Below are 18,320 nucleotides of genomic sequence, written 5' to 3'. Positions count from 1 at the left end.
TACGGCGCGGGAGAGCGGGCGCTCAGCAGCCCCAGCGCAGCGCGGGCGTCGAGACCGGCGCGTCCCACAGCCCCAGCAGCTCCTCGTCGACCTGGCAGATCGACACCGAGCAGCCCGCCATGTCGAGCGAGGTCACATAGTTACCGACCAGTGTGCGCGCGACCGGGACCTTGCGTTCGGTCAGGGCCCGGTGCACCTCGGCGTTGAAGCCGTACAGCTCCAGCAGCGGCGTCGCGCCCATCCCGTTGACCAGCACGATCACCGGTCCGTCCGGCTGAAGGTCCTCCACGACCGCGTCGACCGTCACATCGGCGATCTCGCCGGACGTCATCATGGCCCGGCGCTCGCGCCCCGGCTCGCCGTGGATGCCGATGCCCAGCTCCAGCTCGCCGCTGGGCAGGTCGAAGGTCGGGGCGCCCTTGGCGGGCGTGGTCACGGCGCTGAGCGCCACGCCGAAGCTGCGCGAGGACTCGTTGACCCGGCGGGCCACGGCCGCCACCCGGTCGAGCGGCGCTCCCGCGTCGGCCGCGGCGCCCGCCAGCTTCTCCACGAAGAGCGTCGCACCGGTACCGCGCCGTCCCGCGGTGAAGAGGCTGTCGACCACCGCCACGTCGTCGTTGACCAGGACCTTGGCGACCTGCACGCCCTCGTCCTCCGCCAGCTCGGCGGCCATGTCGAAGTTGAGCACGTCACCGGTGTAGTTCTTCACGATGAACAGCACCCCGGCCCCGCTGTCGACCGCGGCGGCGGCCCGTACCATCTGGTCAGGCACGGGCGAGGTGAAGACCTCGCCGGGACAGGCGGCGTCCAGCATCCCGCGCCCGACGAATCCGCCGTGCAGCGGCTCGTGCCCGGAACCACCGCCGGACACCAGACCGACCTTCCCCTCGTACGGCGCCCCCCGCCGCACGATCACCCGCCGCTCGACGTCGACGGTCAGCTCCGGATGCGCCGCCGCCATCCCGCGCAGCGCGTCGGCGACCACGGTCTCGGCGACGTTGATCAGCATCTTCATCAGTACCTCCTGAGAAGGTCGGCAGTGCGGCGCCCGGGGGCCCTCGTCCAGGTCAAGGGGCCGGACGCGGTTCGGGGACCGCCTTGCCCGGTCGGCCCACGGCATGCTCCGGCCGGGCTGTCGCGTCTCCCCCCAGTATCGCCGCATACGCGCCGCACAGCGCGTTCCGCACCCGCGTGCTCAGGTGAGCGGGGCCGTCAGGGCGCGGAGACCGGGATCCAGGGGGTGGCGCGGAAGGCGGCGCTCGGGGTCAGGGTCTCGCCACGCACGGTGACCGCGGGCCCGGTGGCGACCCGCGCGCAGGCGGCCTTTCCGCCGGCGGTACGGCCGAAGGCGTGGGTCAGGGGCGGGGTCGGAGTCGGGCGCGGGGTGGCGGTGGCCGCCTCGCCGCCGTAGGGGTCCCGCGTCGCGTCCCCTGACGGGTCGCCGTCGTCACCACCCGTGACCCCCGCCGTGGAATCCGCGGAGTCCGTGGGGCCCGTGGCGTCCGTCGGATCGTCGGGCTTGCCGTCGATCGCCCGGGAGTCCGTGACGGTCAGCGGGAGGTCGGCCGCGATGGCGGCGAACAGGCGGCGGCCGGAGTGCGAGACGACCACGCGGTCGGGATCCTCCGGATCGGGCATGTTGGGCATGGTGACGAACGCGATCCGCGCCGACGGCACCTTGCGCAGGTCGTCGATCAGGCCGACCAGCCGGGAGACGCTCCCGAGCCGGGTGTCCACGGTCAGCGCCCGGGTGGCCGCGTCCGCGAGGTCCAGCAGCGAGGCCGGGTCGGTGAACGTGCTGTTCTCGCGCAGCCGGTGGGCGAGCGCGCCGAGGAAGAGATGCTGCGCGTCCGTACGGCCGAGGTCGCTGCCGTCCCCGAACGCGTGGCGCGAGCGCAGGAACTGGAGCGCGGCCGTGCCCTGGAGTTCGTGCCTGCCCTTGGCCAGCTTCAGGTGCGAGTAGGAGTCGTACACATTGCGGTCCACGCAGACCGGGACGCCGCCGACCGCGTCGGACATCCGGACCACGCCCGCGAAGTCGGCCATCACGAAGTGGTCGATGGGGATCCGCGTGAGCGCGTGCACGGCCGCGACCGTACAGCCGGGGCCGTAGCGCAGCGTGGAGTTGATCTGGGCGTGCCGGGGCTCGGTGACACCGCCGTGCGGGTCGCGGCAGGCGGGCAGGTCGGTGACCGTGTCGCGGGGGATGCTGAGCACCGAGGCGTGCGAGCGGTCGGCGGAGATGTGCATCACCATGCCCACGTCCGCGTTCTGCCCCGGGCCGCAGTCGCCGCCGAGCCGGCAGTCCTCCGGGTCCGCGCGGGTGTCGGAGCCGATCACCAGCACATTGATCGGGGTCCTGCCGAAGGCGTCGGCCCGCTCGGTGCCCGCGTCGCCGCCGACCCCGCCGAACAGGGGCAGATCGCGGATGTTGCCGTCCAGGCGGAGGTAGAGGAAGGCGCCGGTCGCGGCGGTCAGCAGGACCAGGACGGAGACGGCGAGCGCGGTCACCCGCATCGTCCGCCGCCCTCGGTACCGCCGGACGCCGAGGGCTGTGGCGCCCGGCACGGACGGCGTGTCCTCCTCGGGGGCTTTCCCGTCTTCGGCTCCCGGTTCACCGTCTTCAGCCCCCGGTTCCCCGCCGGCCCCCGGCGGCCCGGTCCGGTCGTCCTCGTGGGGGTCGTCCTGCCCGTCGGCCATACGTGTGTGCGTCCCTCGCGTCCGTCCACGGACCGGTGGACACGGCGCCCACCAGCGAAATTGCAGTATCACCCACGGCGGCGGCGAATCCCGGCTGCCCGCGGGCGGGGTGTCGTGGACCGTCGCGGCACCCGGCCGCCCCCGTTCCCGCGCCGGGCTATCGGCCGTCGCCGCCCCTCGCACGGCCCTTCCGAATTTCTGGAACGCGTTCTACTGTGTGCGCCGGTATCGGGGCAGCGGCCGGCACCGCCGACGCGTCCCGACGGGAGTCCCGAAGAGTTCAGGAGGGGCCGTGGACCTGGAATACACGCCCGAACAGCGGCGGCTGCGCGCCGAGTTGCGCGACTACTTCGCCGGTCTCGTACCGGACAACGCCTACGCCCGGCACGACGACCCCGCCGCACGCAAGGACTTCTACCGGCGGACGATCCGCGAGCTCGGCGCCGACCGCTGGCTCGGGATCGGCTGGCCCACCGAATTCGGCGGGCGCGGGATGACGCCGATGGCGCAGTTCATCTTCTTCGACGAGGCCGCGCAGGCCGGGGTGCCACTTCCGCTGATGGCACTCAACACCGTCGGTCCGACGATCATGCAGTTCGGCACCGACGAGCAGAAGGCGTACTTCCTGCCGAAGATCGTCGCGGGCGAGATCGACTTCGCCATCGGCTACTCGGAGCCCGACGCGGGCACCGACCTCGCCGCGCTCAAGACCCGCGCGGTGCGCGACGGCGACACGTACGTGGTCAACGGCCAGAAGATCTGGACCACCAACGGCGACACCGCCGACTGGGTGTGGCTCGCGGTGCGCACCGATCCGGACGCGCCGCCGCACAAGGGCATCAGCATGCTGCTGGTGCCGACCACCGACCCCGGCTACTCCTGCACGGTGATCAACACCCTGGCCTCGCACGACACGACCGCCAGCTACTACGACGACGTCCGCGTGCCCGTCGCCCGCAGGGTCGGCGAGGAGAACAAGGGCTGGCGGCTGATCACCACCCAGCTCAACCACGAGCGGGTCACGCTGGCCGCGCACGGCACCATGGCGATCCGCGCCCTGCACGACGTCCAGCGCTGGGCCGCCGACACCAAGCTCGACGACGGCCGCCGCGTCATCGACCTCGGCTGGGTCCGCGGCCGGCTGGCCCGCGCGCACACCCGGCTCGACGCCATGAAGCTGCTCAACTGGCAGATGGTGGACGCCCTCCAGCGCGGCACCCTCACCCCGCAGGACGCCTCCGCGGTCAAGGTCTACGGCAGCGAGGCCCGGCGGGACGCGTACGCCTGGCTGATGGAGGTGACCGCGGCGGCCGGACCGCTGAAGGAGGGCTCGGCGGGCGCCGTGCTCCACGGCGAGCTGGAACGCGGCTACCGCAGCGCCGTCATCTTCACCTTCGGCGGCGGCAACAACGAGATCCAGCGCGAGATCATCTCCTGGATCGGCCTGGGGATGCCGCGCGTCCGCCGCTAGGGCCTGACCGGCGGGTGCCCGGCTGTTCGCCCCCCGTCGGGGCGCGTCCCCCGTGGCGGTCCGGCGGGTCGGAGCCGTCACCCGGCCGTCGGTCCTACGGGTGGGGCCCGGCGCCCGTCACCCGTCACCCGCGCGGCGGGCCCGCGGCTTCGCGAGTCCGCGGCCGTTTTGCCCTGATGCGCTGTGCCGCTTGTCGGCGGTCGCGGCCATACTGGGACCGGGGAAGCACCGAGGACCACGGGGGCGGCGGCACGCGATGGCGGCTGGACATCACGACGGACACGACCAGGGACATCCACAGGGACACGGCCAGGGACGCGAACAGACCTACCAGCAGGGGCGCGAGCAGGGACACGGACCGGGACGCGGGCAGGGGAACGGCCCCGAGGGACTGGGGACCCTCATCCAGGGGCGGTACCGGCTGCACGAACTGATCGGCCGCGGCGGCATGGGCGAGGTCTGGCGTGCGCTGGACGAGTCGCTGGGCCGCCGGGTCGCGGTGAAGTGCCTGAAACCGGTCGGCCACGCGGGCGACGCGGGATTCACCCGCGTCCTCCAGGAGCGCTTCCGCCGCGAGGCGCGCGTCGCGGCGTCCCTCCAGCACCGCGGGGTCACCGTCGTGCACGACTTCGGCGAACACGACGGCGTCCTCTACCTGGTGATGGAACTGCTCGACGGCCGCAATCTGCTCCAGGTGCTGGACGACGCGCGGCGCCATCCGCTGCCGGTCCCCGACATCACCGACATCGCGGAACAGGTCGCGGACGCCCTCGCGTACACGCACACCCAGGGCATTGTGCACCGCGACCTGAAACCGGCCAACATCATGCGGCTCAGCGACGGCGCGGTGAAGATCTGCGACTTCGGCATCGCCCGGCTCGGCCACGACATCGGCTTCACCTCCCGGCTCACCGGCACCGGCATGGCGATGGGCACCCCGCACTACATGTCGCCCGAGCAGATCGGCGCGGTCTCCGAGGTCGACCAGCGCAGCGACCTCTACTCGTTGGGCTGCGTGCTGTACGAACTGGCCACCGGACGGCCGCCGTTCGACCTGGAGGACGCCTGGTCGATCCTGGTCGGCCACCGCGACACCGCGCCCGACCCGCCACGGATGACGCGGCCGGAACTCCCCGCCGAACTGGACCGGTTGATCCTCGACCTGCTCGCCAAGGACCCGGAGGACCGCCCGCAGGACGCCGCTGACGTCGGCGGCCGGCTCAAGGCCATGCGGGCGGCGGCGGGCGCGGCCGCCGCCGAGCGTCCCTCGGCGCTGCCGTCCTGGGCCAGCGGCCTGACCACCGGCTCCGCCGCGCGCTCCACCCGCGCGCACCGCATCCCCGACGCGCCGCACCACGAACTCACCGGCGCCTGGTCCACCCGCGTGGTCGTCGCCGCCGCGGGCCCCGACACCCTGGCCGCGCTCGCCGCCCGGCACACCGAGGGCATCGACCTCGGCCGGGTCGGCAACTGGCGGCAGGCGTACGACCTGCACACCTCCGTCGCCGCCGCCCGCGACCGCGCGCTCGGCACCGAGCACCCCGACACCCTGGCCAGCCGCCACGAGGCCGCCTTCTGCCTGGGCAGGCTCGGCCGCACCGAGGAGTCGCTGCGGCTGTACGAGTACATCTCGGACGTACGCCGCCGGGTCCTCGGCCCCGACCACCCGGACACGCTGGTGGCCCGGCACGAGGCCGCGTACGCGCTGGGCAGCCTCGGCCGTTACCTGGAGGCCCACCAGATCTACTCGGCCGTGCTGGCGGCGCGCGAGCGCACGGTCGGCGCGGACCACCCCGACACCCTGCACTGCAAGCACAATCTGGCCTTCAACCTGGGCCGTCTCGGCCGGACGGACGAGTCGTACGCGATGGCCGTCGAGGTCGCCGACGCCCGGGCGCGGGTGCTGGGCGCCGATCACCCCGAGACGCTGGTGACCCGCTTCGAGGTCGGCTACGCGCAGGGCCGCGCGGGCCGCTGGGCCGAGGCGCTGGCCACCTACCGCGACGTGGCCGCCGCGCGCGCCCGGGTGCTGGGCGCCGACCACTCCGACACGCTGGCCGCGCGCTACGAGACCGGCATCTGCCTCGGACGGCTCGGCCGCAGCGGCGACGCCCTCGCGCTGTACGAGGAGTTGGTCGAGGCCAGGACCAGGACCGGGGGCTCCACCGACGCCGAGACGCTGCGGGCCCGGCACGCGCTCGGGGTCAATCTGGGACGGCTCGGCCACTGGGACCGGGCGCTGGCCGAGGCGCGCGACGTGGCGGCGGTGCGCGAGCGGGTGCTGGGCGCGGAGCACCCCGACACCCTCGTCAGCAAGCGGGAGATAGCGGTGGGTCTGGGCTGGCTGGGCCGCTGGTCGACCGCGCTCGCGGTCTACCACGAGGTCGCCGAGGCGCGCGAGCGCGTGCTGGGCGCCGACCACTCCGACACCCTCACCAGTCGCAACGACGAGGCGCACTGCCTGGAACAGCTCGGCAGGACCGCCGAGGCGCAGGCCCTGTACCGCCGTGTCTCCGCCCAACAGCAGGGCGCGCCCGAGCGGTTGTGAGCGGCGGGTCCGATCCGGGCCCGGCCCCTCGGCCCCGTCCTCAGCCGATCCGGAGGGTCGCGGCGGCCTTGTAGGTGCGCAGGACCGGCGCCGTCTCGATCCGCGCGATCGGGTCGAGCGCGACCTCGCGGGTCAGATAGCGGTGCAGTTCCTCCGCGTCCGCGCACAGCGCCTGCGCGACCAGATTCGTCGGCCCGGTCGTCGCCGCGACCATCGCCAGTTCCTGGTGCCCCGCCAACTCCGTGGCGACCGCGTCCAGATGCGCGGGCTTCACCTGCATCCACAGCAGCGCAGACACGGTCACGCCCAGCACCGCCGGTTCGATGTCCACGTCGAGGAAGAGCGCGCCGCGCGTGCGCAGTTCGGCGAGTGTGCGGGCGACGGTGGGGGCCGTGGAGCCGGTCGCGGCGGCGAGTTCCGCGTAGCTGATCCGGGCGTCGTCGCGCAGCGCGTCCAGCAGGAGGCGGTCGGAGCCGGTGAGGAGATACGGGGAGCCTTCCGGCTCCTCGGCGGCGCTCTCGGCGCGCAGCCGCGCCCGCTGTGCGGCGTCCAGGACACCGACCCGTCCGTGCCAGGCGGTCGGTCCGCCGACGTAGGTGTGCAGGAGGTAGTGCGCGGACACCGCCGTGATCCCGGCGGTACGGGGGATGTCGCGCAGCAGCAGCGCGTGCGCGTCGGGGCCCGCGGGCTGGGTGTGGATGATCGCGACGATCTCGGTGCCGCCCGAGGTCAGCCGTACCCACGAGGTGTCGGGGCGCCGCGCGAGGGCGACCGCGATGTCGTGCGCGGCGCGCGTGGCGGCGGTCAGCCGTACGAACCACTGGTGGATACCGGCGCTGCGCGGCGCGGGCAGCGCGACCACCCGGAGGCCCGCGTGCGCGTACAGGCGGCGGTAGCGGCGTACGACGGTCTGGGTGGAGCAGCCGAGGACGTCCGCGACGAGCGTGAACGGCGCCCGGCCGTCCACTTGCAGGGCGTGGATCAGGCCGCGGTCCAGATCGTCGAGTGCGAGCGCCTTCGCCATATCAGCCGACCTCGATGGAAGTAATCATCGAATTCTGCCACGGAAATGGAAGCGGGTGCCGTACGGGCGGGACGGTGGTGGTCGTCGGTCACGGGGCCGGGGCGTCGCGAGACGGACCACGCGCACGGACGACGGACCGCGCACCCGTACGCAGGGGAGAGGCATGTCCCGCAGCACAGGACACGAGACGCACGACACGTACGACCCGCACGGCGCGCCCGCCGTGACCGGGGGTCCCGGCGCGGGTGAGGGACCGGCGGCCGGTTCCGTACCGCCGTCCGCGTACCCCTGGCGGTGGATCGCGCTGGCCGCCGTGCTGGTCGCGGAGGCGATGAATCTGCTGGACGCCACGATCGTGCAGGTCGCGGGCCCGGTCATCCACACCGACCTCGGCGGCGCGGCAGCGGCCATCCCGTGGTTCAGCGCCGCCTACACCCTCGCGTTCGCGCTCGGGCTGCTGACCGGCGCCCGGCTCGGCGACATCGCGGGGCGCCGCCGGGTCTTCCGGATCGGGGTGACGGCCTTCGCCGTCACGTCGCTGGCGTGCGCGCTCGCGCCGACCCCCGAGACGCTGATCGGACTGCGGGCGCTGCAAGGCGCGGCGGCGGCGCTGATCATCCCGCAGACCTTCGGCCTGATCCGCGCGATGTTCGACGGCGACGAACTGGCCAAGGCGCTGGGCACGATCGGCCCGGTGATGGGCCTGTCCGCGGTCCTCGGCCCGGTGCTCGGCGGGGTCCTGACGCACGCCGACCTGTTCGGCTCGTCCTGGCGCGCCTGCTTCATGGTCAACGTCCCGCTCGCGGTCGTCGTGCTGGCCGTCGCGCGACGGCTGCGCGAGGACCGTGCCCCGGTCCGGCCGCGCCTCGACCCGGCGGGGACGGCGCTGGCCATGGCGGGCACCGCGCTGGTGGTGTGCCCGCTGGCCACCGGCTCGCCCGGAGCGGCCGGATGGGCGGTGGCGGCCGTCGGCGCCGCCGTACTGGCGCTGTTCGTCGTCCACCAGCGGCGCACCGCGCGCGGCGGCGGGGCGCCGCTGATCGAACCGGCCCTGCTGCGCGGCCGTGCCTTCCCCGCCGCGCTCGCCACCTCCACGCTGTTCTTCGCCGTCATGAACGGCGTCATGATCACCGTGGTCCTCCATCTCGAACTGGGCCTGCGCCGCGGCCCGCTCACCGCGGGACTGACCATGCTGCCCTGGTCGCTCGGGCTGTCCGCGGGGTCGGTGGCCGCGGGCGGCCGTCTGGTCCCGCGCTACGGGACCCGCGTCATGCACGCCGGGATCGCCTTCCTCGGCGTCGGGATCGGCGGCGCGGTCCTCGCCTACCGGTCCGCCGCGCCCGACGCGTACCCGACGGCGCTGCTGTTCGCGCTCGCCGTCGCGGGCCTGGGCACCGGGCTGTTCACCCCGCCGTTCTTCACCACCGCGCTGAGCGGCGTCGGCCGGCAGGAGACCGGCTCGGCCGCCGGGTTGCTCAACGCCGTCCAGCAACTCGGCGGCACCATCGGCGTCGCCGTGATCGGCGGCGTCTACCTCGCGGGGGACGGCACACCGCGCGCCGCCGCGCAGGCAGCCCTCGGTACCGCCGCCGCGATCCTGGCGGCGACCGCGGTCGCCGCGGCGGTGATGACGGTGCGGCGGGGCGACGAGGGCGGCGACAGCCGCTGATGTGACGGGGGGGCGGCGGCCGGGACCGCCGCTGATGTGACGGGGGGCGGCCGGGAGCGCCGCCGACGTGACGGGGCGGCGGCCGGGAGTGTCGCCGACGTGTGGCGCGCTCGGGCGTCGCGGCCCCGCGTGACGGGCGCGGGGTCGCAGAAATCTGACACCGCGTCAGAAAATCTCTTCCCTCTCCAGACCGGCTGCGGCATCCTGCCCCCCATGGAGACCGAGCTGAGCACACGGCTGGGCATCGAGTACCCCGTCTTCGGCTTCACGCCGTTCCCCGCGGTCGCCGCCGCGATCAGCCGCGCGGGCGGCATGGGCGTCCTGGGCGCGGTCCGCTACTCCGCCCCCGACGAACTCGCCCGCGACCTCGACTGGTTGGACGGGCACACCGACAAACTGCCGTACGGCCTCGACGTCGTGATGCCCGCGAAGAAGGTCGAGGGAGTCACCGAGGCGGACATCGAGGCGATGATCCCGCCGGAACACCGCGCCTACGTCGAGGCGTTGCTGACCAAACACGGCGTCCCCGCACTCGCCGCCGACGAGCGCGCGGGCTGGCGGATCACCGGCTGGATGGAGAAGGTCGCCCGCGACCAGCTCGACGTCGCCTTCGACTACCCGATCAAGCTGCTCGCCAACGCGCTGGGCTCACCGCCCGCCGACGTCGTGCGCCGGGCCCACGACCACGGTGTGCTGGTCGCCGCGCTCGCCGGCAGCGCCCGGCACGCGCGGCACCACCAGGAGGCGGGCATCGACATCGTGGTCGCCCAGGGCTACGAGGCGGGCGGCCACACCGGGGAGATCGCGAGCATGGTGCTCGTCCCCGAAGTGGTGCGCGCCGTCGCCCCGTTGCCGGTGCTCGCGGCAGGCGGCATCGGCACCGGCGAACAGGTCGCCGCCGGGCTGGCGTTGGGCGCGCAGGGCGTCTGGCTCGGCTCGGTCTGGCTCACCGTCGCCGAGGCCGATCTGCACTCGCCCGCCCTCACCCGCAAACTGCTCGCCGCGGGCTCGGGCGACACCGTCCGCTCCCGCGCCCTCACCGGCAAACCCGCCCGCCAGCTCCGCACCGAGTGGACCGACGCCTGGGAGGACCCGGCAGGCCCCGGCACCCTGCCGATGCCGCTCCAGGGCCTGCTGGTCGCCGACGCCGTCTCCCGCATCCAGCGCTACGAGGTCGGCCCGCTGCTCGGCACACCGGTCGGCCAGATCGTCGGCGCGATGAACCAGGAGCGCCCCGTCCAGGCCGTCTTCGACGACCTCACGCGCGGCTTCGAGCGCGCGATGGACCGGCTGAACCGTATCGCCGGACGCGGCGCGCAGGACGGCGCCGCCCCCGGCCCAGGGCGTGACCGGCGCTGACCGCCCGCACGCGCAGAACAGATCTGCTCCGGCAGACCCGACCGCTGAGGAGGACCGGATGAGCACGTCCACGCCCAACGGCTTCTGGGCACAGGCCGAACAGGACCCCGGCCGTACCGTTCTCACCGCGCCCGACGGCGAGCAGTGGAGCGCCGAGCAGCTGCACGCGGCGTCCAACCGGCTCGTGCACGGGCTGCGCGCGGCCGGATTGGAGCCCGGCGACGCCTTCGCCGTCGTCCTGCCCAACGGCGTCGAGTTCTTCACCGCCTATCTCGCCGCCTTCCAGGCCGGTTTCTACCTGGTGCCCGTCAACCACCACTTCGTGGCCCCCGAGATCGGCTGGATACTCGCCGACTCCGGCGCCAAGGTGCTCATCGCGCACGAGCGCTTCGCCGAGGCCGCCCGCGAGGCGGCCGACGAGGCGGGGTTCGCCTCGGACCGGCGGTACGCGGTCGGCGACATCGACGGCTTCCGCCCCTTCGCCGACCTGCTCGCGGGACAGCCCGCCACCGCGCCCGACGCCAGGACCAGCGGCTGGGTCATGAACTACACCTCGGGCACCACCGGCCGCCCGCGCGGCATCCGCCGCCCGCTGTCGGGCAAGCCGCCCGAGGAGACGTATCTCGGCGGATTCCTCGGGATCTTCGGGATCAAGCCCTTCGACGGCAACGTCCACCTCGTCTGCTCACCGCTCTACCACACCGCCGTGCTCCAATTCGCGGGCGCCGCCCTGCACATCGGGCACCCGGTGGTGCTGATGGACAAGTGGACGCCGGAGGAGATGCTGCGCGTCATCGACCGCTACCACTGCACCCACACGCACATGGTCCCCACACAGTTCCACCGGCTGCTGGCCCTGCCGGAGGACGTACGGGGGCGCTACGACGTGACGTCCATGCGGCACGCGATCCACGGGGCCGCGCCCTGCCCCGACCACGTCAAGCGGGCGATGCTGGAGTGGTGGGGCCCGTGCGTGGAGGAGTACTACGCGGCCAGCGAGGGCGGCGGCACCTTCGCCACCGCGCGGGAGTGGCTGAAGAAACCCGGCACCGTGGGGCGGGCCTGGCCGATCAGCGAGATCGCCGTCCACGACGACGCCGGGAACCTGCTGCCGCCCGGCGAGGTCGGCACCGTCTACATCAACATGAAGACCGGCGGCTTCAGTTACCACAAGGACGCGGCCAAGACCCGGTCCAACCGGATCGGCGACTTCTTCACCGTCGGCGACCTCGGCTATCTCGACGAGGACGGCTACCTCTTCCTGCGCGACCGCAAGATCGACCTGATCATCTCCGGCGGCGTCAACATCTACCCCGCCGAGATCGAGGCCGCCCTCCTCACCCACCCCGCCGTCGCCGACGCCGCCGCCTTCGGCATCCCGCACGACGAGTGGGGCGAGGAGGTCAAGGCCGTGGTCGAGGCCGCCCCCGGACACGAGCCGGGACCGGCGCTCGCCGACGACATCCTCGAACACTGCGGCCGGAGACTGGCCGGGTACAAGCGGCCCAAGACCGTCGACTTCGTCGCCGAGATGCCCCGCGACCCCAACGGCAAGCTCTACAAGCGACGGCTCCGCGAGCCGTATTGGGCCGAGCGCGAACGCCCGCTGTGAGCGGCCCGCGGCACCGTAGCCTCGGCGTATGGGTGAGATTCTGAACGTCGAGGCGAACGGTGTGCGGCTCGCCTACGAGGTGGCCGGTCCGGCGGACGGGCCGCCGCTCCTGCTGCTGCACGCGCTGGGCGAGGACCGTACGTCCTGGCGCGCGGTGTCGGACGCGCTGGCCGCCGACGGCTGGCGCGCGTACGCGCCCGACCTGCGCGGCCACGGCGCGAGCGAACACCCCGGCATGTACTCCTTCGAGCTGCTGCGGGACGACGTGCTCGGCTTCCTCGACGCGCTGGGACTGCGGCGGGTGACGGTGGTCAGCCACTCGCTGGGCACGTTCGCCGCGTCGCTGGCGGCCATCGCGCGGCCGGACGCCGTACGGCGGCTCGTACTGGAGGAGGGCCCGCTGCCCTTCCCCGCCGACCCGCCGCGCCCCGTCCCGACCGAAGCCCCCGAGGAGCCGACCCCGTACGACTGGCGTCTGCTGCCCGCCGTCGCGGCGCAGCGCAACGACCCCGACCCGGCCTGGTGGCGCGACCTCACCGCGATCACCGCGCCCACCTTGCTCGTCGCGGGCGGCCCGAGCAGCCACCTGCGCCAGGACCAGCTCGCCCGGGTCGCGGGCCGCATCCCCGACTGCCGCCTGGTCACCATCGAGGCCGGTCACATGATCCACGACGACCGCCCGGCCGAATTCCTGCGCGAGGTGCGGGCCTTCCTGTCCCCGGTCCCGGCCGGTCGGCCGGCGGACGGGGCGCGGGGCTGAGGCCCGACGGGTACGGTCGGCGCCTTCCGGCGACGGGAGCCGCGCCGCCTGACACCGTGACCGACGGGCGGCGTGGCCGTCGTGGGCGCCCGGTGCCGTCGTCCGGCGGCGGTCAGCCGGTGACGCGGGCGGCGATCGTACGGGCGCAGGCCAGCGACGGCGTGCGGCTGGTGTCGACCTCCAGGTCGTAGCGCACACCGCGGTGAACGAGGTCGGCCTGGGAGCGGGCCATGCCGGTGGCGCGGTCGCCGCGGGCGGCCTCGCGGGCCGCCGCCACCTCGGGGTCGCAGCGCACCCCGACCCACAGGACGTCGAGGCCGGTCAGGGCGGTGCGCCAGCGCTCCTGGGAGTCGGGCCCGCCGAGGAAGACCTCGTCCACGACGATCCTGGCCCCCGCGCGGGCCATCGCCCCGATGCCCCGCGCCCAGGCGATGTCCAGCAGCCGGAAGTCGTCGCCGACCGACACCGAGCCGTCGGGTCCGAAGCCGATGCCGCCCTCGGGGTCCTCCGAGGTGCGCATCGCGGCGGGCAGCGCGTCGACCAGGGTGTCGCAGCCGAAGGTCAGCCAGGGCCGCGGCAGCACATCTTGCAGGCAGCGGGCGATCCTGGACTTCCCGGAACTCGATCCGCCGTTGAGAATGATCACCTCAGTGGACATCCCGACACGGTAGGCGCGGCGAGGGGAACCGGCGAGTGGATATCGGCAGCGGCTCGGACACGGGCTTCGACGGCGGCTCCGGCGGCGGCTCGGGCAGCGGTTCCGGGGCGGCGGACACCACCCGCGTCATGACCTGGAATCTCTGGTGGCGGTTCGGGAACTGGCGCGAGCGGCGGGACGCGATCGTGCGGACGCTGGCCGAGGTCAGGCCGGACGTCGTGGGCCTGCAGGAGGTGTGGGGGAGCGCGGACGAGAATCTGGCCGGGTGGCTGGCGGACGAGCTGGGCATGGGGTGGGCCTGGTCGCGCGCCCCGGTGCAGGACCGCTGGCACGGGCGCAACGGCGGTGACACCACCGTCGACGTCGGGGTCGCGGTGCTCAGCCGCCACCCGATCCTGGAGACCGCCGAGCGTCGGCTGCCCGCGGGCGCCGCCGCCGACGACGGCAAGACGGCGCTGCACACGCTGATCGACGCGCCCGGCGGCCCGCTGCCCTTCTTCACCACCCACCTCAACTCCGGGGCCGCCGACTCCGCGGTCCGCTGCCTCCAGGTGCGGGAGCTGGCCGCCTTCGTGGCCGAGCGGTCGACCGGCGGGCATCCGCCCGTCGTCACCGGGGACTTCAACGCGGAACCGGACTTCGATGAGATCCGGCTGATGGGCGGCTACCGGACGGCGCCCGCCGTTCCGGGGCTCGTGCTGGTCGACGCCTGGCGGTTCGCCGACCCCGCCCTGCCGAACGGCACCTGGGACATCACCCAGCAGGACGCGGCCAACTTCGGCAACAGGCCCACCTGCCTCGACTACATCTTCGTCGGCATGCCGACGGCCGGGGGCACGCGCGGCGCCGTCCAGCGCGCCCACCGGGCCGGTGACCGCCCGGTCGACGGCGTCTGGCCCTCCGACCACGCGGCCGTGGTCGCCGACCTGGCCCAGGGCGCGGCGACCGGCGGCCGACCGGACCCGCGCTAGGCCCTGTCGGCGCCCGTGCTCCCGCCCCCGTCGAGCCATTCGGCGGACAGCGCCCGCGCCGGGTTTGTCACGAAGACCGCCTCGGCCGCCGCTGTGCCCAACTCCCTTTCCAGGCGCGGCCGGAGCGTACGCAGGAGGTAGGGCAGCCCCGGACCGCCGCCGGTCGAGGAGCGGGCGGCGGCCGTCGTGGTGTCGCCGCCGAGCAGGAGTTGCGCGGTGTGGCCGGCCTCGGCGAGCGCGACCATGCAGTCGATCAGCCGCCAGTCGGTGGCGTGGTTGGCGCGTGAGGGGCCGTCGAAGGCGAGGAACGCGCCGGAGGCGGCCAGTTCGCGGTGGACGCCCGGATCGGGGAAGCGGTTGAGGTGGCCGAGCAGGACGCTGGCGGTGGGTACGCCCTCTTCGCCGTGGAGTACGCCGAGGACGTCGACCGCGGCGGTCCCCAGCTCGTGGTGGACGCCGATCGGCGCACCCGTGGCGTGGTGGGCCTCGGCCGCCGCCGCCAGGACCCCCCGGGCGTGGCCGTCGAGGCCGTGGAACATCCCGGCGACCTTGATCATGCCCGCCCTCGCGGTGCCGCGCGGGCCGTCCGGGTCGTCGCCGTCGAGCAGCCCCCGGGTCAGCTCGGCGGTGAAGAAGGCGGCCAGGCCGTCCGCGCGCAGCCGCTCCACCAGCTCGGGCGCGTAGTGGGCGGCCTGGTGCAGTCCGGTCGCCGCCACGACGTGCACGCCCGAGGTCCGCGACAGCGCGGGCAGCTCGGCCGCTCGCCGCCCGAGGCCGAACGGCGTCCACTGGGCGACCGCCGCCCCGCCGAGCGCCCGGAAGGCGGCCAACTCGGCCCCCGCCGCCGCCGGATCGTCCAGCTCCTGTCCGGCGAGCGCGGGCATGCGCAGGAAGAGATGGTCGTGGGCGTCGCACACCCCGAGCCGGTCGGGCGCGATGTCCCCGAGGACCGTACGCACCGCCCTCGTCCCGGACCGCCCGCTCATCGCGCACCGCCCGGCGCCGTGCCGTCGACGTCGTCCGCGCCGCCCGAATCGTCCGCGCCGCCCGCGCCGCCCGCGCCGCCCGCGCTGCCCGCGCTGCCCGGGCCGTCCGCCCCGTCCGCCCCGTCCGCGAAGACGCCGGCCGCCACCCGCAGCCCGGCCAACGCCCTCGGCACGCCCGCGTACGGTGCGAGGTGCACCATCACCTCCACGATCTCGCGTGGGGACATGCCGATCCGCAGGCTGTTGCGGACATGGTCGTCGAGCTGCGGCTCGACCCCGCCGATCGCGGTCAGCGCCGCCAGATTGGCGATCTGCCGGTCCCGCAGGGCCAGCCCCTCGCGCTGGTAGGTGCCGCCGAAGAGGGCGGTGACGATCCAGTCGGGGAAGCCGGGGGCGAGCGAGTCGAGGCCGGTGAGGGTGGACTCGATCGTGGAGGGGCCCGCCATTTCGGCCAGCAGCCGGTAGCCCGCGTCCCGGTCGATCGTGCTCGGCGTCATCGCCGTAAGGGCCGTAGGGGCCGTACGGGCCGTAGGGACCGTTGGGGATGTACGCGCCGTATCAGCCGTAGGGGTGGTCACCACTGCTGTCCCGTCTCGATCGTGTCCAACTCCGGTGCCGACAGACGCAGCACCTCGTACCGCTCCTCGCCGGGGGCGGGCGGGGCCGTCTGTTCCCACAGGGTGAAGCGCAGCAGCTCCCACCGCCGGGGGTCGACGGCGAGCGCGACGCTGTGCGCGCCGGGGCGTGCGGCCAGCTCCGGCAGTTCCGCGAGCGCGGCACTGATCACGGCGGCGGGCTCGGCGCCCGGGTCCAGCGGCCACGCCCGCCTGACCGCCGCGCGCGGAACGGCGCCGAAGGACGGTCCCCGCGCGAAGCCGAGCCCGGTCCAGTGCTCGACCACCGGCCGTCCGAAGTCGCTGACGATCCCCTGGAATCCGGGACCCCACAGGAAGCCGTTCATGCCCTGCGGGGTGTTCCACAGATAGAACGGGGCGTACTGGTTGACCGGCGAGTCCTCGACCCCGCGCTCACGTATGAGGTACGCCTTGACGCCCAGGCCGGGGAAATCGTCCAGGAGGTGGCCGCGGGTCGCCACCCGGTGCCGGATGATGCCCATGTCGTAGTCGGCGGGCAGGGTGATGCGGTAGTTCATCGCGTGCATGGTCGGTGGCTCCCCCATGAGTGCCGCGGCGCCGCCTCGGAGCGGTGCGCCGCCGTCGTGCGGCGGGACGGGTCCCTGTCAGGTGTCGGGTCGAGAAGCGGCGCAGGGCGGCGGTGGTCAGGACGCCGTACGCGCCGCCGTCAGCAGCGCCGTGGCACCCCGTACCGCCCGGTCGAACGGCTCCTGCGAGTCGGCGGCGCGGGCCAGGACGTAACCGCCCTGGACGACGGCGACTATCGCGGCGGCCGTGTCGTACGGATCCAGGCCCGGCCGCAGCTCGCCGCTGTCCATGCCGTCGGCGATGATTCCGGCGAGCCGGTCGCACAGCCAGCCGAACGTCTCCGCCACCGGCTGTCGCAGCTCCGCGCTGTCGATGACGTCCGGGTCCATGGCCATCCGGCCGACCCGGCAGCCGCGCAGGGCGTCGCGCTCGCGCAGCAGATACGCCAGCGCCTTCTCCACGGCCGTCTCGCCGCCCGCCAGTTGCTCCTCGGCCTGCGCCCTGAGCTGCGCGGCGCTGCGCCGCATCGCGGTCACCGCCAGGTCCGGCTTGCCCCGGAAGTGGTGGTACATGCTGCCCTGCCCGGCACCCGCCCGGTCCTGTATGGCCTTCGGGCTGGTCCCGACATAGCCCCGCTCCCAGAGCAGCTCCTGGGCGCTCTCGATCAACCGCTCCGCCGTGTCCATGGAACCGAGTGTACATACTAGTAGGTACAGAAACCAGGGTGAAAAAGAAGGCGGCGGGCCACCCCGCCGCCGCTCCTAGGTTCCCGAAGACCGGCGGGTTCAGCCGGGACCGGCGAATTCCACCTCCGCGGCGGAGACGACGGTGCCGAACCGGGGGAAGTCGAGGGAGACCGTCGCCCGGTGCTCGGCGGCGGTGAGGCCGGACATCGCGTCCTCGGCGAAGACCAGCCGGTAGCCGTGGTCGGCGGCGGCCCGCGCGGTGGACTCCACGCCCATGTTGGTGGCTATCCCGGCCAGGACGAGGGTGTCGATGCCGCGCTCTTGGAGCCGGTCGTGGAGGCCGGTGTCGTGGAAGGCGCCGACGGTCCGCTTCACGACGAGCAGGTCGCCGTCCCGCGCCACGCCCTCCACCAGGCCGCTGCCCGGCGGCTGTTCCGCGGGGCCGGTGCGCTGCGCGCGGACGGCGACGACCGTCGCGCCCGCGTCCCGGAAGGACGCGGCGAGGCCGCACGCGGCGGTGAGCACGTCGGGCCCGCTGTGCGGAGCCAGGGGTAACGCGACGATCCGGTCCATGAGGTCGACCAGCACCAGCGCGGTGCGGGCCGGATCGAGGCCGGGAGAGAGCGGGGACAGGGCGGAGTGCGGCGCATGCGGCGACTCGCGGCCGGAGTTCCGCCCGGCGCCGCGTTGGTGATCATGTACGGTCATGATCG

The 18,320-nt window shown here is 74.1% G+C and carries 16 protein-coding genes; 7 read left to right on the top strand and 9 right to left on the bottom strand.

Features of this window, described 5'->3' with window-relative positions:
• Window positions 1-22 precede the first annotated feature (22 nt).
• Window positions 23-1,015, bottom strand: coding sequence for a dihydroxyacetone kinase subunit DhaK (dhaK, locus tag ACZ37P_RS33115; RefSeq protein WP_467350080.1), 993 nt, complete (start codon window positions 1,013-1,015; stop codon window positions 23-25).
• Between the two features lie 197 nt (window positions 1,016-1,212).
• Entirely contained in the window at window positions 1,213-2,568 is a 1,356-nt protein-coding gene (locus tag ACZ37P_RS33110) for an LCP family protein (protein ID WP_467350078.1), read from the bottom strand.
• Window positions 2,569-2,992: 424 nt separating this feature from the next.
• On the opposite strand from ACZ37P_RS33110, the gene ACZ37P_RS33105 reads away from it, so the two are divergent.
• Together ACZ37P_RS33105 and ACZ37P_RS33100 are read left to right on the top strand one after the other, a co-directional pair.
• On the top strand, window positions 2,993-4,171 hold the full coding sequence (locus tag ACZ37P_RS33105) for an acyl-CoA dehydrogenase family protein (RefSeq protein WP_401724719.1): 1,179 nt from the start codon (window positions 2,993-2,995) through the stop codon (window positions 4,169-4,171).
• A gap of 256 nt (window positions 4,172-4,427) precedes the next feature.
• Complete coding sequence (locus ACZ37P_RS33100) at window positions 4,428-6,719, top strand: serine/threonine-protein kinase (protein WP_391164146.1); 2,292 nt, start codon at window positions 4,428-4,430, stop codon at window positions 6,717-6,719.
• A gap of 40 nt (window positions 6,720-6,759) precedes the next feature.
• On the opposite strand, the gene ACZ37P_RS33095 is transcribed toward ACZ37P_RS33100, so the two are convergent.
• Complete coding sequence (locus ACZ37P_RS33095) at window positions 6,760-7,743, bottom strand: Lrp/AsnC family transcriptional regulator (protein WP_467350076.1); 984 nt, start codon at window positions 7,741-7,743, stop codon at window positions 6,760-6,762.
• Between the two features lie 163 nt (window positions 7,744-7,906).
• On the opposite strand from ACZ37P_RS33095, the gene ACZ37P_RS33090 reads away from it, so the two are divergent.
• From ACZ37P_RS33090 to ACZ37P_RS33075, 4 genes are all read left to right on the top strand, one after another.
• Window positions 7,907-9,412, top strand: a complete 1,506-nt coding sequence (locus ACZ37P_RS33090; RefSeq protein ID WP_355343953.1) for an MFS transporter — start codon at window positions 7,907-7,909, stop codon at window positions 9,410-9,412.
• Window positions 9,413-9,625: 213 nt separating this feature from the next.
• Window positions 9,626-10,771, top strand: a complete 1,146-nt coding sequence (locus ACZ37P_RS33085) for an NAD(P)H-dependent flavin oxidoreductase (protein ID WP_467350073.1) — start codon at window positions 9,626-9,628, stop codon at window positions 10,769-10,771.
• Window positions 10,772-10,829: 58 nt separating this feature from the next.
• Complete coding sequence (locus ACZ37P_RS33080) at window positions 10,830-12,383, top strand: acyl-CoA synthetase (RefSeq protein ID WP_467350072.1); 1,554 nt, start codon at window positions 10,830-10,832, stop codon at window positions 12,381-12,383.
• Window positions 12,384-12,411: 28 nt separating this feature from the next.
• The gene (locus ACZ37P_RS33075; RefSeq protein WP_467350070.1) at window positions 12,412-13,143 is read left to right on the top strand and encodes an alpha/beta fold hydrolase; all 732 of its coding nucleotides are present in this window, start codon (window positions 12,412-12,414) and stop codon (window positions 13,141-13,143) included.
• A 112-nt stretch (window positions 13,144-13,255) separates the two neighbouring features.
• Here the strand turns inward: ACZ37P_RS33075 and cpt are convergent, their stop codons facing one another.
• Window positions 13,256-13,801 carry a chloramphenicol phosphotransferase CPT gene (gene cpt, locus ACZ37P_RS33070; RefSeq protein ID WP_391164157.1) on the bottom strand — a complete coding sequence of 182 codons (546 nt, stop codon included), beginning with the start codon at window positions 13,799-13,801 and terminating at the stop codon, window positions 13,256-13,258.
• Between the two features lie 128 nt (window positions 13,802-13,929).
• Between cpt and ACZ37P_RS33065 the strand changes: the two genes are divergently transcribed.
• Window positions 13,930-14,772, top strand: coding sequence for an endonuclease/exonuclease/phosphatase family protein (locus ACZ37P_RS33065; RefSeq protein ID WP_467350144.1), 843 nt, complete (start codon window positions 13,930-13,932; stop codon window positions 14,770-14,772).
• Here the strand turns inward: ACZ37P_RS33065 and ACZ37P_RS33060 are convergent.
• From ACZ37P_RS33060 to ACZ37P_RS33040, 5 genes are all read right to left on the bottom strand, one after another.
• Window positions 14,769-15,758 (bottom strand): phosphotriesterase family protein, encoded by a 990-nt coding sequence (locus tag ACZ37P_RS33060; protein WP_467350068.1) that lies wholly within the window; start codon window positions 15,756-15,758, stop codon window positions 14,769-14,771. The genes ACZ37P_RS33065 and ACZ37P_RS33060 overlap by 4 nt on opposite strands.
• Complete coding sequence (locus ACZ37P_RS33055) at window positions 15,755-16,255, bottom strand: carboxymuconolactone decarboxylase family protein (protein WP_467350066.1); 501 nt, start codon at window positions 16,253-16,255, stop codon at window positions 15,755-15,757. Before ACZ37P_RS33055 ends, ACZ37P_RS33060 begins: the two co-directional genes overlap by 4 nt.
• 77 nt (window positions 16,256-16,332) lie before the next feature.
• Window positions 16,333-16,920 carry a DUF4865 family protein gene (locus tag ACZ37P_RS33050; protein WP_467350064.1) on the bottom strand — a complete coding sequence of 196 codons (588 nt, stop codon included), beginning with the start codon at window positions 16,918-16,920 and terminating at the stop codon, window positions 16,333-16,335.
• Window positions 16,921-17,037: 117 nt separating this feature from the next.
• Window positions 17,038-17,607 carry a TetR/AcrR family transcriptional regulator gene (locus tag ACZ37P_RS33045; protein WP_355343976.1) on the bottom strand — a complete coding sequence of 190 codons (570 nt, stop codon included), beginning with the start codon at window positions 17,605-17,607 and terminating at the stop codon, window positions 17,038-17,040.
• Window positions 17,608-17,706: 99 nt separating this feature from the next.
• A complete protein-coding gene (locus ACZ37P_RS33040) occupies window positions 17,707-18,315 on the bottom strand; it encodes an isochorismatase family protein (RefSeq protein WP_401313939.1) in 609 nt (202 codons plus the stop codon).
• Window positions 18,316-18,320 lie beyond the last annotated feature (5 nt).

Source organism: Streptomyces sp. NPDC024632 (assembly GCF_055559175.1).
The sequence above is the reverse complement of the archived record's forward strand: the minus strand, read 5'-3'. Positions and strand labels throughout refer to the sequence as shown.

Coding starts and splice junctions, on each gene's coding strand:
- cpt (WP_391164157.1), bottom strand. CDS start 13,801: ATGTCCACTGAGGTGATCATTCTCAACGGCGGATCGAGTTCCGGGAAG.
- ACZ37P_RS33085 (WP_467350073.1), top strand. CDS start 9,626: ATGGAGACCGAGCTGAGCACACGGCTGGGCATCGAGTACCCCGTCTTC.
- ACZ37P_RS33095 (WP_467350076.1), bottom strand. CDS start 7,743: ATGGCGAAGGCGCTCGCACTCGACGATCTGGACCGCGGCCTGATCCAC.
- ACZ37P_RS33055 (WP_467350066.1), bottom strand. CDS start 16,255: ATGACGCCGAGCACGATCGACCGGGACGCGGGCTACCGGCTGCTGGCC.
- ACZ37P_RS33045 (WP_355343976.1), bottom strand. CDS start 17,607: ATGGACACGGCGGAGCGGTTGATCGAGAGCGCCCAGGAGCTGCTCTGG.
- ACZ37P_RS33075 (WP_467350070.1), top strand. CDS start 12,412: ATGGGTGAGATTCTGAACGTCGAGGCGAACGGTGTGCGGCTCGCCTAC.
- ACZ37P_RS33065 (WP_467350144.1), top strand. CDS start 13,930: ATGACCTGGAATCTCTGGTGGCGGTTCGGGAACTGGCGCGAGCGGCGG.
- ACZ37P_RS33100 (WP_391164146.1), top strand. CDS start 4,428: ATGGCGGCTGGACATCACGACGGACACGACCAGGGACATCCACAGGGA.
- ACZ37P_RS33080 (WP_467350072.1), top strand. CDS start 10,830: ATGAGCACGTCCACGCCCAACGGCTTCTGGGCACAGGCCGAACAGGAC.
- ACZ37P_RS33090 (WP_355343953.1), top strand. CDS start 7,907: ATGTCCCGCAGCACAGGACACGAGACGCACGACACGTACGACCCGCAC.
- ACZ37P_RS33050 (WP_467350064.1), bottom strand. CDS start 16,920: ATGCACGCGATGAACTACCGCATCACCCTGCCCGCCGACTACGACATG.
- ACZ37P_RS33060 (WP_467350068.1), bottom strand. CDS start 15,758: ATGAGCGGGCGGTCCGGGACGAGGGCGGTGCGTACGGTCCTCGGGGAC.
- ACZ37P_RS33040 (WP_401313939.1), bottom strand. CDS start 18,315: ATGACCGTACATGATCACCAACGCGGCGCCGGGCGGAACTCCGGCCGC.
- dhaK (WP_467350080.1), bottom strand. CDS start 1,015: ATGAAGATGCTGATCAACGTCGCCGAGACCGTGGTCGCCGACGCGCTG.